The sequence below is a fragment of the Aquitalea magnusonii genome (genome assembly GCF_002217795.2).
In the GTDB taxonomy this organism is placed as follows: domain Bacteria; phylum Pseudomonadota; class Gammaproteobacteria; order Burkholderiales; family Chromobacteriaceae; genus Aquitalea; species Aquitalea magnusonii_B.
The window spans coordinates 575,211-589,757 of record NZ_AP018823.1 but is presented as its reverse complement, the minus strand read 5'-3'; the positions used below and the strand labels follow the sequence as shown (position 1 = coordinate 589,757).

The 14,547-nt window shown below is 59.3% G+C and carries 14 protein-coding genes; 1 reads left to right on the top strand and 13 read right to left on the bottom strand.

Annotation, left to right across the window (positions count from 1 at the left end):
• From hflK to ndk, 12 genes are all read right to left on the bottom strand, one after another.
• The gene (hflK, locus tag DLM_RS02860) at positions 1 to 1,212 is read right to left on the bottom strand and encodes an FtsH protease activity modulator HflK (protein WP_089084883.1); all 1,212 of its coding nucleotides are present in this window, start codon (positions 1,210 to 1,212) and stop codon (positions 1 to 3) included.
• On the bottom strand, positions 1,199 to 2,338 hold the full coding sequence (gene hflX, locus DLM_RS02855) for a GTPase HflX (RefSeq protein WP_231960024.1): 1,140 nt from the start codon (positions 2,336 to 2,338) through the stop codon (positions 1,199 to 1,201). The genes hflK and hflX overlap by 14 nt, the downstream gene beginning before the upstream one ends.
• A 130-nt stretch (positions 2,339 to 2,468) precedes the next feature.
• Positions 2,469 to 2,726: an RNA chaperone Hfq gene (hfq, locus tag DLM_RS02850; RefSeq protein WP_045844760.1), complete on the bottom strand. Its 258-nt coding sequence runs from the start codon at positions 2,724 to 2,726 to the stop codon at positions 2,469 to 2,471.
• 89 nt (positions 2,727 to 2,815) lie between these two features.
• Complete coding sequence (gene der, locus DLM_RS02845; protein WP_089084884.1) at positions 2,816 to 4,228, bottom strand: ribosome biogenesis GTPase Der; 1,413 nt, start codon at positions 4,226 to 4,228, stop codon at positions 2,816 to 2,818.
• An 11-nt stretch (positions 4,229 to 4,239) separates the two neighbouring features.
• Positions 4,240 to 5,379: an outer membrane protein assembly factor BamB gene (gene bamB, locus DLM_RS02840; protein ID WP_089084885.1), complete on the bottom strand. Its 1,140-nt coding sequence runs from the start codon at positions 5,377 to 5,379 to the stop codon at positions 4,240 to 4,242.
• Positions 5,380 to 5,382: 3 nt separating this feature from the next.
• A complete protein-coding gene (locus tag DLM_RS02835; protein WP_089084886.1) occupies positions 5,383 to 6,012 on the bottom strand; it encodes a YfgM family protein in 630 nt (209 codons plus the stop codon).
• A 17-nt stretch (positions 6,013 to 6,029) separates the two neighbouring features.
• Positions 6,030 to 7,301, bottom strand: coding sequence for a histidine--tRNA ligase (gene hisS / locus DLM_RS02830; RefSeq protein WP_089084887.1), 1,272 nt, complete (start codon positions 7,299 to 7,301; stop codon positions 6,030 to 6,032).
• Between the two features lie 54 nt (positions 7,302 to 7,355).
• Entirely contained in the window at positions 7,356 to 8,639 is a 1,284-nt protein-coding gene (ispG, locus tag DLM_RS02825; RefSeq protein WP_089084888.1) for a flavodoxin-dependent (E)-4-hydroxy-3-methylbut-2-enyl-diphosphate synthase, read from the bottom strand.
• A 14-nt stretch (positions 8,640 to 8,653) separates the two neighbouring features.
• On the bottom strand, positions 8,654 to 9,583 hold the full coding sequence (locus DLM_RS02820) for a RodZ domain-containing protein (RefSeq protein ID WP_089084889.1): 930 nt from the start codon (positions 9,581 to 9,583) through the stop codon (positions 8,654 to 8,656).
• Between the two features lie 2 nt (positions 9,584 to 9,585).
• Positions 9,586 to 10,329: a type IV pilus biogenesis/stability protein PilW gene (pilW, locus tag DLM_RS02815; protein ID WP_231960020.1), complete on the bottom strand. Its 744-nt coding sequence runs from the start codon at positions 10,327 to 10,329 to the stop codon at positions 9,586 to 9,588.
• Positions 10,326 to 11,420 carry a 23S rRNA (adenine(2503)-C(2))-methyltransferase RlmN gene (rlmN, locus tag DLM_RS02810; protein WP_089084891.1) on the bottom strand — a complete coding sequence of 365 codons (1,095 nt, stop codon included), beginning with the start codon at positions 11,418 to 11,420 and terminating at the stop codon, positions 10,326 to 10,328. Before rlmN ends, pilW begins: the two co-directional genes overlap by 4 nt.
• Before the next feature lie 68 nt (positions 11,421 to 11,488).
• Complete coding sequence (gene ndk / locus DLM_RS02805) at positions 11,489 to 11,914, bottom strand: nucleoside-diphosphate kinase (protein ID WP_059287534.1); 426 nt, start codon at positions 11,912 to 11,914, stop codon at positions 11,489 to 11,491.
• Positions 11,915 to 12,052: 138 nt separating this feature from the next.
• Between ndk and DLM_RS02800 the strand changes: the two genes are divergently transcribed.
• On the top strand, positions 12,053 to 12,889 hold the full coding sequence (locus tag DLM_RS02800; RefSeq protein ID WP_089084892.1) for an SPOR domain-containing protein: 837 nt from the start codon (positions 12,053 to 12,055) through the stop codon (positions 12,887 to 12,889).
• A 161-nt stretch (positions 12,890 to 13,050) separates the two neighbouring features.
• Here the strand turns inward: DLM_RS02800 and DLM_RS02795 are convergent, their stop codons facing one another.
• Complete coding sequence (locus DLM_RS02795; RefSeq protein WP_089084893.1) at positions 13,051 to 14,544, bottom strand: CoA-acylating methylmalonate-semialdehyde dehydrogenase; 1,494 nt, start codon at positions 14,542 to 14,544, stop codon at positions 13,051 to 13,053.
• Positions 14,545 to 14,547 lie beyond the last annotated feature (3 nt).

The following is a 14,547-nucleotide window of genomic DNA, read 5'->3' as shown; positions in this document are numbered from 1 at the left end:
TCAGTGCTCCCCACCGAAAATGTCACGACTACGGCCAGAATCACGACCACTCTTGCCGTTACGGACTGCCGGAGCCGCCGGAGCGGGAACGGGTGCCGCCGGGGGTGCTGCAGTTGGCGCGGCAGCACCATTTGGTGCTGGGGCATTTGCAGCCTGCGTGAGTTTGTCCAGGGGCAGATAAAGCAGGCTATTGCCGCCTTTCTGATCCACAATCACCTTGCTGGTGGCACTCATTACTTGCTGCATCATGTCCAGATAAAGGCGGTCACGCATGACCTTGGGAGCCTTGTTGTATTCCGACAACACTTGTTTGAAGCGCGACGCATCCCCCTCTGCCTCCGCTACCACTTTCTGCTGATAAGCTTCGGCCTCCTGCTCCAGTCTGGCGGCCATCCCCTTTGCCCTGGGGACGACATCGTTGGCATAGGCCAAGCCTTCATTGCGCAACTTGTCCTTATCCTGACCGGCCTTGACTGCATCATCAAAGGCGGCAAGCACCTGCTCGGGAGGCTGCACCGCATTGATATTGACCTTGGCAATGCGCACGCCCAGGCCATAGCGATCCAGAATGTCCTGAATCACTTTTTGTGCATCTGCAGCAATCTGGGAGCGGCCTTCATTGAGCACAAAGTCAACCTTGTTGCGTCCAACCACTTCCCGGATAGCCGTCTCCGTCGCTTGCTTCACAATATCGTTGGCATTGTGATCTGCAGCCGCATTATTGAACAGGAAGGCTTTGGGGTCCTTCACGTCGTACTGCACCGACAGTTGTACATCAATGATGTTCTGGTCTGCCGTCAGCATTAGGGATTCTTCCGGCACTTTGTTCTTGGCATTGCTGCGATAGCCCACTTCCACGCTGCGCAGTTCGGTAAGGTTGACGATTTCAACCTTTTCAAACGGGTAAGGCGCATGCCACTGCAGGCCCGGATCGGTCACGCGGCTGAAACTGCCCATGCGCAACACCACCCCCTGCTCCTTGGCATCCACCACATAGAAGCCGCTACCCAGCCATAGTGCCGCCAGGACGCCGACAACGGCGATGGCCCCGCCCTTGAATGCCGCTTGCGGTTGCGGGCCTGGCTGTCCCCCTGCCGGAGGACGGGCACCAAGCAAACGTGCCAGGCGCTGATTAAGCTGGCGGAAAATTTCGTCTAGATCCGGCGGTCCGTCACTGCCCCGACGCCCCCGGTTTGGATCATTCTGCGACATATGCGTCTTGTTCTTCGTGTTGGTTATCAGATGACTGCAGACGTTCGGCAAGCGCCTCACGCAAGAGTTCCAGCCCTTCGCCAGTGAGTGCTGACAAGCGTACTGCCTGGATTGCGCCCAGTTCGTCACGCTCAATGGCGGCCGGCAACTGACGCAAATCGGTCTTGTTCCACACAATTAGCTGGGGAACAGCCTCCGCTCCGATTTCGGCCAGCACCTTGTTGACTTCTTCGATTTGGACATCACGCAGCGGATTGGACGAGTCAACCACATGCAACAGCAAATCTGCCTGGATGGTTTCTTCCAGTGTTGCGCGAAATGCTGCTACCAGGGTATGCGGCAAATCGCGGATAAAGCCGACAGTGTCGGAAACGATGATGGAGGTTTCTGTATTGAGAAAAAGTTTGCGGCTGGTGGTATCCAGCGTGGCAAACAGCTGGTCGGCTGCATAAGCACGCGCCTTGGTCAGCGCATTGAACAGCGTGGACTTGCCTGCATTGGTATAACCAACTATCGATACCGATGCAATGCCGGTGCGCTGGCGGCCACGACGCTGGGTATTGCGCTGCTTCTGCACCTGGGCCAGGCGTTCTTTCAATGCTTTGACCCGGTTGCCCAACAAGCGACGGTCGGTTTCCAGCTGGCTCTCACCCGGTCCTCGCAGGCCGATCCCCCCCTTCTGGCGTTCCAGGTGGGTCCAGCCACGCACCAGGCGGGTAGCAATATGCGACAGTTGCGCGAGTTCGACTTGCAGCTTGCCTTCATGACTGCGGGCCCGCTGGGCAAAAATGTCCAGAATCAGACTGGTTCGGTCGATCACGCGGCATTGCAGCGCGCGTTCCAGATTGCGCTCCTGTGCCGGTGACAACTGGTGGTTGAAGATGACCACATTGGCACCGGTTGCCCGTACCATCACCGCAACTTCTTCCACCTTGCCCTTGCCGGCAAACAAGGCAGCGTCGGGCCGCTGGCGCTTGCCCTGGATGATGCCGGTGACAGTGACATTGGCAGAACGCACCAGCTCGGCGCATTCGGCAACATTTTCCTGATGATCCGGATCACCAAAATCCAGACAGACCAGTACAGCCTGGTCTCCAATATCGGGACGATCAAACACAGTATTCATAACCGTAGGAGAAAGGCAGGTCTGCAGCACAGATGCTGCCTGCAGCCCAACCTGGCATGAAAAAAGGCCGACAAACCGTGTCGTGATGACACAGCCTGGCGGCCCGTGGAGGATACAGCGCTCGGCCTGATCAGGCGTCTTGCTGATCCTGCTTCTGACCCGGATGTTCGTGCGGGATGTTTACCGGACGGGCCGGTACCACGGTGGAGATGGCGTGCTTGTAGACCATCTGGGTTACCGTGTTTTTCAACAGCACGACGTATTGGTCAAAAGACTCGACCTGACCCTGCAGCTTGATGCCGTTTACCAGGTAGATGGAAACCGGCACGTGTTCCTTACGCAGGATGTTCAGGAACGGGTCTTGTAACATTTGCCCTTTAGAGCTCATTCGTTTTCTCCGAATCGTTGATTGTTGTATTAAGTAATCTTTTAAACCCGGCTGGCATGCTTATTTTTAGCAGAAAAAAACCCAGCCTACTATTTTTTACCACTCTTGCCCCAGCGCACTTCCTTCTCGCGCCCACGCATCTTGGACATCGGTTTGGGCTTGGCCCTGGTTTTTTCCTTGGACTCTTCGGTATCGAAGGGGTTTTCCGAGGTTTTGTACTGTACTCGCAAGGGCGTACCCTGCAGTTTGAACACCTTGCGGAAGGTATGTTCCAGATAACGTGTATAACTTGCCGGAATCGCATCCAGTGCATTGCCGTGAATGACGATGATAGGCGGATTCATCCCGCCCTGGTGAGCATAACGCATCTTGGGACGCATCAGGCCCGAACGCGGCGGGGCCTGACGTTCAACTGCAACATTCAGCACACGGGTCAGCTTGGGTGTGGCCAGTTTCACCATCGCTGCCTGGTAGGCTTCATCAATGGATTTGAACAGATCCGCCACACCACGGCCTTCCAAAGCAGAAATGTAATGGAACTTGGCAAAGTCCAGGAAGCTGATCTTGCGCGCGATATCGCGCTTGATGGTTTCCTTTTGTTCGAAGTCCAGGTTGTCCCATTTATTGACTGCCACTACCAGAGCGCGACCTGCCTCCAGGGCGAAACCGGCAATGGTGGCATCCTGCTCGGAGATATCCAACTGTGCATCCAGCACCAGCACTGCCACATTGGCGTCTTCGATCGCCTTCATCGTCTTGATGACGGAAAACTTTTCGATGGCTTCGTTTACCTTGCCACGACGCCGCACACCGGCCGTGTCAATAATGGTATAGGTATGGCCTTCGCGCTCGAAATCAATATAGATGCTGTCACGCGTTGTACCCGCCTGGTCGAAGGCGATGACGCGCTCTTCCCCCAGAATGGCATTCACCAGCGTGGATTTGCCCACATTCGGGCGGCCGATGACGGCAAACTTGGGGTGATAGCGGTCTTCTTCCTCCACTTCTTCGGGGAAGTCTTCCAGCACCATATCCATCAGTTCGCGCACGCCGTCACCGTGTGCCGCGGAAATCACCAGCGGCTGGCCCAGTGCCAGTTCGTGGAATTCAGCACCGGCGATGGCATGGCTGATGCCCTCTGCCTTGTTGACTACCAGAAACACCGGTCGGTCGATCTGACGCAGGCGATTGGCAATGATCTTGTCCTGCGGCGTGATGCCGGTACGGCCATCCACCAGGAACACCACGGCATCGGCCTCATCCACGGCCTGCAGCGTCTGCTTGGCCATCTCGAACAGGATGCCTGCATCGACCACGGGTTCAAAACCGCCAGTGTCTACCACCAGATACGGTTTCCCGCCCACACGACCATGGCCGTAATGGCGATCGCGGGTCAGGCCGGGCTGGTCGGCGACCAGGGCGTCACGGCTACGGGTGAGCCGGTTGAAAAGGGTCGACTTGCCCACATTGGGGCGGCCGACCAGTGCTACGGTTGGTTTCATGGTTACAGCTTTTACTCAATCGACAGCAGCGACAGGCGACCATTCTGCCCCTGCACCAGGGCAGATGCGCCCAGGGAGAGGGGTTGGGCGACGGTGCCTTCGCTGCCTAGTTTCACACGGCCCACCAGACTGCCGCTCTCGTTGGACAGCAGATGGCCGTAGCCCTCGCCATCGATCACCAGAACAAAACGTCCTAGCATGGCAGGGCCAGATACATTACGGAATTTCAGTGCGTCGGTTTTCCACAGATTGCGACCAGTGCTGCGATCATACGCCCACACCGAACCATCTTCCGCAGTGACATACAGCTTGCTGTCATCCAGTGCCACACCACGGCTGGATGACAGCTCTCTTGCCCACATCAGGCTACCGCTCTTGGCATCGAAGCAGGCAACGCGCCCCTGATAGGCTACGCTGCATACCTGCCCGGCATCGTAGACCGGGCGGCTGGTGATGTCGGTGATGCGTTCCAGCTCGGTGGCACCGCGCGGGTTGGCAACCACACCTTCCCATAGCGTGTTGCCATTGGCCGGGCTGATGATGTCCAGCTTGCCACCGGGCAGGCCCACCATGACCGCCTCATTCCCCACCGCCTGCATGGAACCGGTATTACGTACCAGCAACTGTGGTTGTGTGCGTGCTACCGACCATTGCTGCTTGCCATCGGCAAGGCTGAAGCCGGTCAGACGACCATCATTGCTGCGCACCACTACCATGCCGGCGGCAATTTGCGGGGCTTCCAGCGCCACGCTGGTGAGGGTTTGTTCCCACAACTGCTTGCCGCTGCTGCGCTCAACCGCCAGCAGTTTGCCGTCCTGAGTGCCGACAATCACGGTATCACCCGCAACAGCCACGCCAGTGGAAAGCTCGCGCTTGAGGGAAACGTCAGCGCTGACGCGTCCGGACAAGGCATCCACGGTGCGGATGCGACCGGAAGCATCAGCCGAGATGACGTTTCCGTTGGCATACACCGGGGAGAATGCATTGTCGGAGGCGGCCTGCGACAGGCTCCACTTCACGTTCAGGGCCTGGATAGGCTTGATGGCCGCCAGCGGTGTGGGTTTTGCAGCGGAAGAACTTTCAAACCAGCTGGCGCAGCCGGCCAGCAAGAACGAGGAAAGAACAGCAGTAACCAGCAATTGGCGGCGCATCAATTAACCTCCCAGTGCGTCGAGTTTGGTCTGAATGAACTGGCGGTTGGGTGATTCCCCCACCAGCTTGGCCAGGGCGGCCTTGTACGCATCACGGGCAGCGGCCTTATCGCCTTTAGCGGCATGCACATCACCCTTCAAATCAAGGAACAGTGCATCAAAGGCGCTGGGGTGAGCCTGACCAAGTTCCGCAATGGCGGCATCGTAATGCTTCTGATCCAGCTGAATGGTGGCCAGGCGCAGGTGCGCCACGGCAACCATGGCCTCATCCTTCACATTCTGCACCACCCAGGAAAGCTGGGTCTGGGCTGTGGCCAGATCGTTCTTTTCAAACGCAACCTTGGCCGCCAGCAAGGCGGCATCGGCGGCGTAGGCCGTAGCGGCATAGTCGGACTGCAGCAATGCTGCTGCCGACTTGAGCTTGGCCACATCCTGCGTCTGCGCAGCCTGCTCCACATCGGCAAACACCACGGCGGCCTTACTGGCCTGCGCAGCCTGATAGTAGCCATAGCCCTTATAGCCCAGGTAGGCCACGCTGATGGCCAGCACTGCGCCGCCAATCAGTTTGCCCCACTGTTGCCAGAAGGCTTTCATGGAGTCGATCTGTTCCTGTTCCTGCAAGTCGTACGCCATTGCGCACCCCCCTTATATCAAGCCTTGATCGCGGCAATGGTTGAAGCGACCTGGTCCAGCGCCACGGTTTGCTGTGCTGCCTCGGCACGCATGGGCTTGACCACGGCCTGACCAGCCGCCATTTCGTTTTCACCGATGATGACGGCAAACTCTGCACCGCTGCCATCGGCCTTTTTCATTTGTGACTTGAAGCTGCCTTCACCCAGGTGCTGGATGACCGACAGCCCGGCACTACGCAACTGCTGGGCCAGTTTCATCGCATACATGGCGGCACCATCGCCCTGCTGCACGATGTAGACATCCACGCTGCGTGCCGCCGGCAACAAACCCTTGTCCTGCAACAGCAGCAGCACGCGCTCCAGACCCATGCCAAAACCGATGCCCGGTGCAGGCTTGCCACCCAGTTGTTCAATCAGGCCATCGTAACGGCCACCGGCACATACCGTGCCTTGTGCGCCCAGTTCGGTGGTCACCCACTCGAACACGGACTGATTGTAGTAATCCAGGCCACGGACCAGGCGCGGGTTTTCGACAAAGTCGATGCCCAGTGCGCCAATCATGGCCTTCCAGCCTTCGTAATGGGCGCGTGAGGCTTCGCCCAGATAATCGGACAAGCGCGGCGCATTATTGGCCATGTCCTGCAATGCCGGATTCTTGGTATCCAGCACGCGCAGCGGATTGGTATACAAACGGCGTTTGCCGTCTTCATCCAGAATGTCGACAAAGCCTTCCAGATAGCTGATCAGCGCCTTGCGGTGAGCGGCACGTTCTTCGGCATTGCCCAGCGAGTTGATTTCCAGACGGACATACTGGCTCAGGCCCAGGCGCTGCCACAGGTCGGCAGTCATGGCGATGATTTCGGCGTCGATATCCGGACCGGCAAAGCCCAGCGCCTCGATACCCATCTGGTGGAACTGACGATAGCGGCCTTTTTGCGGCTTTTCGTGACGGAACATCGGGCCCATATACCACAGCTTCTGCGTGGTGTTGTACAGCAAGGTATGTTCCACCACGGCACGCAAGGTACCGGCGGTACCTTCCGGACGCAGCGTCAGGCTGTCTCCGTTGAGGCTGTCGACAAAGGTGTACATTTCCTTTTCGACCACATCGGTCACTTCGCCAATGGCCCGCACAAACAGCGGTGTGGTTTCCACAATCGGGGTGCGGATGTTCTGATAGCCATAGTCGGCCAGCAGCTTGCGCAGTACGCCTTCAAAGTATTCCCATTGGTACGACTCGGCGGGCAGTACATCATTCATGCCCTTGATTGCCTGCAATTTTTGCGCCATTTGATATTTTTTCTTGCTATTCGGTTGATCTTGCCAGCCCGGTGCTGCCTGCGCTCAGCGCTGCGGCAGGATGGGAATGGTGCGTGCAGCCGGTGCTTCCCGACGCTTGCTGCCACCTTCACCAAAACGGCTGTGAACATAGTTGTTCACCAGCGCCATGAATTCTGCCGCGATATTGTCGCCTTTCAGGGTGACATCTTTCTGACCATCCACGTAGACCGGTGCCACCGGTACCTCTCCGGTGCCCGGCAGCGAAATGCCGATGTCGGCCAGCTTGCTTTCGCCCGGACCGTTTACCACACAGCCCATCACCGCCACCTTCATGTCTTCTACGCCAGGGTACTGCAAACGCCAGATGGGCATCTGCTCGCGCAGATAGCTTTGAATCTGGTCGGCCAGTTCCTGAAAAAAAGTGCTGGTGGTGCGGCCACAGCCGGGACAGGCAGTCACCAGCGGGGTGAAGCTGCGCAAGCCCATGGTTTGCAGCAGTTCCTGCGCCACCACCACTTCACGGGTACGTGCTTCGCCCGGCTGCGGCGTGAGCGAAATACGGATAGTATCGCCAATGCCTTCCTGCAACAGAATGGCCAGCGCCGCGGAAGAAGCCACGATGCCCTTGCTGCCCATGCCGGCTTCGGTGAGGCCCAGATGCAGCGGGAAATCGCAACGCTTGCCCAGATCACGGTAAACGGTGATCAAATCCTGCACATTGCTGACCTTGCACGACAGCAGGATGTTATCTGCCGGCAAACCAAGCTCCATCGCCTTGTCGGCGGACTCCAGTGCCGACACGATCAGCGCTTCGCGCATCACCAGTTCCAGTGGCAAGGGCTGCGGCTTGCGATTGTTGGCATCCAGCATGCGTGCCAGCAGCGCCTGATCCAGGCTGCCCCAGTTCACGCCGATGCGCACCGGTTTGTCCAGCTCGGCCGCGGTGCGGATCATGTAGGCGAACTTGTCGTCCCCCTTGGCACCCTTGCCGACATTGCCAGGATTGATTCGGTATTTGGCCAGCGCGCGGGCACAGTCGGGGTATTCCTTGAGCAGGCGTTCGCCATTGAAATGGAAATCGCCCACCAGCGGGACATCACAGCCCATGTCGTCCAGGCGCTGACGGATTTCCGCCACGCGCGCGGCAGCTTCCGGCGAATTGACCGTAATGCGCACCAGCTCGGAGCCTGCCTGGGATAACTGATAAACCTGTTCTACGGTGGCGATGGCGTCTGCCGTGTCGGTATTGGTCATGGACTGCACCACAACCGGTGCAGCCGACCCCACCATGACATGCCCCACACGCACCTGGCGGGTGGGGCGTCGCGCGATATTCACGCTATTCATGCAACAATCCGCATTTACTTGAGTTTAATTTTGGCAGTAGTGCCACGAATCTTGTCGGCCAGCGCTACCGGCTGTCCGTTAAAACTGAGTTCAACCTGGGCCGCATTGCCAATTTTCAGCTGGAACGGCGGCGTACCGCTCAACTCCTTACTGCCACCTGCTTCCAGCGTGCCAAATTGCAGCTTCTTGCCGGTGGCATCAATGACGGAGATCCACGCTGCCTGCTTGGCACTGAGGCTGATCTTGCCGGTCGCGGCGCTGGCGGTGGCATCCCCTGCACTTGGCGCGCTGGCCTGCGGCTTGCTGGCTGGCGGGGCCGGCTGCGTCACCACGGCGGGGGCCGATGCAACCGGCTGCGTAATGGCCGTTGGCGCGGCTTGCGGCGCGGATGCCGCCGCGGGCTGCGGCAAGGCAGCCGAGGCTGGCGTCGCTGCCGAGGCGGCCTGTTCCGTCAGCATGGGTTGCAAGCTTTGCTTGCTGTCATCCGCCTTATCGGCGGGCCGCGACAGGAACCAGGCGACGGCAGCAGCCAGTGCCGCCAGCAGCAGTACGATGATCAGCCATTTGCCGGCCTTACCGCCCGCTGCCTGTGCGCTGTCCAGTCCGCTTGCCTGCGCAGCGTGTGCCACGGCATCACCCTGCGCCTCATGCTTGACCAGATTGACCACGTCATTGACTGCCGATGGAAACTGCTGCTCCAGCCTGGCCATCAATGGTTCCGGGTCAACCCGGAGAAAGCGCGCATAATTCCTGACGAAACCACGGACAAAGGTTGCACCCGGCAATTGCTGGAAATCATCGTGTTCGATGGCTTCCAGTTGGCGGATGGAAAGCTTCAGCCTGTCGGCCACTTCGCCCAGGCTCATGCCGGCCCGCTCGCGCGCTGCTTTCAGCGCCGCACCGACCTCAAAGCCGGCAGGCTGGTCATTTGCTTCCTGTTCCATCTTCAGCTTCCACTCAACAGCATTTGAGTTTCCTTGGAGTCCGGGTATTTGTTTTTCAGCAGGGCCGAATATTCCGCCTCATGCGCCCGGTCTCCCCCTTTTCTGGCAATTTGCACCCCCAGCCACAGCACATCGGCACCGGGCGGGGTATTCCCGACAATTTTCAGCAAGCGGGAAAAATAAAAGGATGCCAGCTTGGCATTGCCCAGCTCCAGATGCAAGGCCGCCAGCTCCCGCAGTGCGGGCGGATAGTCCGCAGACAGCCGCAATGCGGTCAACAGGTAATCATTGGCCTGGGTGGTTTCACCCAGTTTTACACTGCAACGGCCCATGTTCAGATAGGCCGTTTGCGGGGTTTGATACAGCGGATTGGCGATTGCCTTGGCCAGATAATCCATGGCCTGCCGCGGGCGATCATGTTCGCACAGAAACTGGCCATAGTTGTTATTGGCTTCTGGACTGTTTGGGTCGACCTGCAAAGCCTTCAGAAAGTTCTTCTCGGCATCGGCATCCAACTGCATCAGCGTGAAGATGTAGGCACGGGTAAGGTAGGCACCGACAAAGCCGTCATCGGCATTGACGGCATCGTTGGCCGACTCCAGCGCCACCGGCAAATTGCCGAGGGAAGCATATTCGACGGCCAACTGGCTGCGGATTTCCGCCAGTTTCCGGTTGGCCGGAGCGGCGAATGCGACACAGGAATACGCCAACAGGCTCACTGCCATCCACACTCGCCACTTGATCATTCTTGATTCTCCTGCGCGATCTGCATCCATTTGACCTGACGGCGGGTCTTGTCCATCACCTGTCCCGCCAACTGCCCACAGGCGGCATCGATATCGTCGCCGCGGGTTTTCCTTACGGTAACCACGTAGCCTTGCTCCTGCAACATTTCCCGGAAAATACGGATTGCATTATTGCTGGAGCGATCGTACCCCGAATTGGGGAAGGGATTGAACGGTATCAGGTTGAACTTGCACGGTACATCGCGCACCAGTTCCAGCAGTTGGCGCGCATGTTCCGGCCGGTCGTTGATGCCGTCCAGCATCACATATTCAAAGGTGATGAAATCGCGCGGGGCCTTTTCCAGATAACGCTGGCAGGCTGCCATCAGCTCCTTGAGCGGATATTTCTTGTTGATGGGGACGATTTCATCGCGAATCGCATCGTTGGGGGCGTGCAGGCTGACGGCCAGCGCCACCGGACAGGCTTCGCGCAGGCGGTCCATCTGCGGCACCAGGCCGGAGGTGGACAGCGTCACACGGCGGCGGCTGAGGCCGTAGCCGTGGTCGTCCAGCATGATTTGCAGCGCGCTGACCACATTGTCGAAGTTGGCCAGTGGCTCGCCCATGCCCATCATCACCACATTGGAGATGACGCGTTCGTTCTTGGGCGTCACGCCCATGGCCTTGTTGGCCCACCACAACTGGCCGATGATCTCGGCGGTGGAGAGATTGCGGTTGAAACCCTGGCGGCCGGTGGAGCAGAAGGTACACTCCAGCGCACAACCCACCTGGGATGACACGCACAAGGTGCCGCGGTCGTCTTCCGGAATGAACACGGTTTCCACACCGTTGCCGGTGCCGACGTCAAGCAGCCACTTGCGGGTACCATCACTGGACGCCTGCCCGGTCATCAGCGACGGTACGCGCACCTCGGCACGCTCGTGCAGCTTGGCACGCAGGCTCTTGGCCAGGTCGGTCATCGCGTCGAAATCGTCTTCGCCCATCTGGTGCATCCAGCGCATCACCTGCTTGGCACGGAAGGGTTTTTCTCCCATGGCGGCAAAGTGTTCGGTCAACTGGTCCAGATTGAAGTCGAGCAGGTTGGTTTTCATGCAATCCTCGGTAAAACAGCGGCAGCCACCAGGCTGCCGCCAGATACATCCATTACGGCAGAACGAGATTAACGGGAGTAGATCTCGGAAGCGGCAAAGAAGTAAGCCACTTCGATGGCAGCGTTTTCAGCGCTGTCGGAGCCGTGTACGGCGTTAGCGTCGATCGACTCGGCGAAGTCAGCGCGGATGGTGCCGGCGTCAGCTTTTTTCGGGTCGGTGGCGCCCATCAGTTCGCGGTTCTTGGCGATGGCGTTTTCACCTTCCAGAGCCTGGATCATCACCGGGCCGGAAACCATGAAGTCAACCAGATCCTTGAAGAAAGGACGTTCTTTGTGTACGGCGTAGAAGCCTTCGGCTTCTGCACGGGACAGTTGCTTGAGCTTGGCGGCTACAATTTTCAGACCGGCGGATTCGAAACGGTCGTAGATCTTGCCAATCACGTTCTTGGCGACGGCATCCGGCTTAACGATGGACAGGGTACGTTCAATTGCCATAAATATCTCCCAAATACTCCCAAATAACAGAACAAGTGGCTAAACTAGGCTGTAGCTTATCCACTCGGGTTACGCAATTCTGAGGAACCCGACATTTTACCAGCCTTTTCAAGCCTCTGCTGCATAAAATTCAAGGCCATGACAGAACAAAACCAAGGGCAGCACCCCGGCACGGAGCCGGATGAAAAAGACCTCAACAGCAAGCTGAAAAAGCGGCTGGCGATTGCCGGCGGCCTGGTGGCCGTGGCGCTGGCGGCAATTCCGGTATTGGATGGCATGAAAAAGCCCAAAGTGGACATGACAGCCAGCACACCAGCAGGCAGTTCGGGCAAGATCGTCAACCCCACCTCAGCCCCGGCAGCAGAAGTACCGGCTGCCGAACCCACCAGCGCCAGTACCCCCGTGGCCGAAGCCAGCGCACCCGTAACGGATGCGGGCAGCTCGCCCTCGCCCGCAGCACCACTTGCTGCGCCCCCGCAGACTCCGGATATCAGCAAAACCCCGGCGGTGGCCAGTGCCAAACCGGTGACAGCACCGCTGGCGCACCCGCCTGCCGGCAAAGCTGCCGGCAAGCCCCCCACCAGCACCACCAGCAACACACCCAATCCGGCCCCGCCAGCGATGACCAACACCGCTGCACCGCACACAGCGGCCAGCAAGCCTGCACCATCTGCCAGCCCCGTGCCATCGGTGGTGGTGAGTAATGCAGAAACCACCGCCCTGCCCCAGAGCGCGCCACTGAGCAAGGCCAAGCCGGAAGGCAGCTCGCTGGGCTACAAGTTGCAGTTGGGCTTGTTTTCCAGCACGGGCAATGCTGAAAAACTGGTGAAGGAGCTAAAGGCCAAGGGTATCGAGGCGCATACCGAAACCCGTGTGCAACTGGGACCATTCAAAAGTCGCGCCGAGGCGGACGAGGCCATGGCCAAGCTGCGCAGCCTGGGCTACACCGCACTGCTGGCTCCCGCCGGTCAGTAATTGCACCAATCAGCACACCGGCCCGCCCTTCAACAAGGCGGGCCTTGTGTTTGCCCCGATGAAAAAAAGCAGCCACGGCTGCCTGAAGGTGAATCAGAGGATGCACACCATGTCCGGAGCAAGAGAAGCCAGGCGATGAGCACGGCTCCCCTTGCTGCCGCTCAACCCAGGGTTGGCATGGCAAATTCTGCGCTCTGCACCTGCCCGGCCGGCCAGCGGCTGGTAATGGCCTTCATGCGGGTGTAAAAACGCACACCTTCCGGGCCGTGCATGTGATGGTCGCCAAACAGCGAGGCTTTCCAGCCGCCAAAGCTGTGGAAGGCCATGGGCACCGGAATCGGCACATTGATGCCCACCATGCCCACCTGAATGCGATGGGCAAACTCCCGCGCCGCGCCGCCATTGCGGGTAAAGATGGCCGTGCCATTGCCATAGGCGTGCTGGTTGATCAGCTTTACTGCCGCCTCCAGACTGTCCACCCGCACCACGGCCAGCACCGGGCCGAAGATTTCTTCCTGATAGATGGTCATCTCCGGGGTGACGTGATCGAACAGCGTGCCGCCGATGAAGAAGCCTTCCTCGCAGCCTGGCACCACCAGGCCACGGCCATCCACCACCAGTCTGGCGCCTTCGGCCACCCCTTGCGCGATATAGCCGCTCACCTTGTCCAGATGCTGGCGCGTTACCAGCGGACCCATTTCGGCCTTGGGGTCGGTTCCGACATTGATGCGCAACTGGCGGGTACGCTCGGCCAGCCGCGCCACCAGCGTGTCAGCCACCTCACCCACGGCCACGGCCACGGAGATGGCCATGCAACGCTCGCCAGCCGAACCATAGGCCGCACCCATCAGCGCTTCGATGGTCATGTCCAGGTCGGCATCCGGCAGCACCACCATATGGTTCTTGGCCCCGCCCAGCGCTTGCACCCGCTTGCCGTGTGCGGCACCGGTTTCATAGATATAGCGGGCAATCGGGGTGGAGCCGACAAAGCTGACCGCGGCCACGTCTGGATGGGTAAGCAGGCCATCTACCGCCAGCTTGTCGCCTTGCAGCACATTGAACACGCCATCCGGCAGCCCGGCTTCCTGCAGCCATTCGGCAATCAAGACAGCAGCGGACGGATCGCGCTCGGAAGGCTTGAGGATGAAGGTATTACCGCAGGCCAGCGCCACCGGGAACATCCACATCGGCACCATGGCCGGGAAGTTGAACGGTGTGATGCCGGCCACTACGCCCAGCGGCTGGCGCATGGTCCAGGCATCCACGCCGGTGGCCACCTGCTCGGTGTATTCGCCCTTGAGCAACTGCGGAATGCCGCAGGCAAACTCCACCACTTCCAGCCCGCGCTGCACTTCGCCCTGAGCGTCGGACTCCACCTTGCCATGCTCGCTGGAAATCACCGCTGCCAGTTCGCGCTGGCGTTCCTCCAGAATGCTTTTGAAGCGGAACAGGATGCGCGAGCGCTTGAGCGGAGACAGTGCCGCCCAGGCCGGAAAGGCCGCATGGGCGGCGGCCACGGCGGCGGCCACATCCTGCGGCTCGGCCAGGGCCACTTCGGCCTGCGGACGTCCCAATGCCGGGTTGAACACGGCACTGTAACGTTGTGCCACACCAGCAGTACGCTGGCCATTGATGAAATGCGGAATCTGCAACATGGT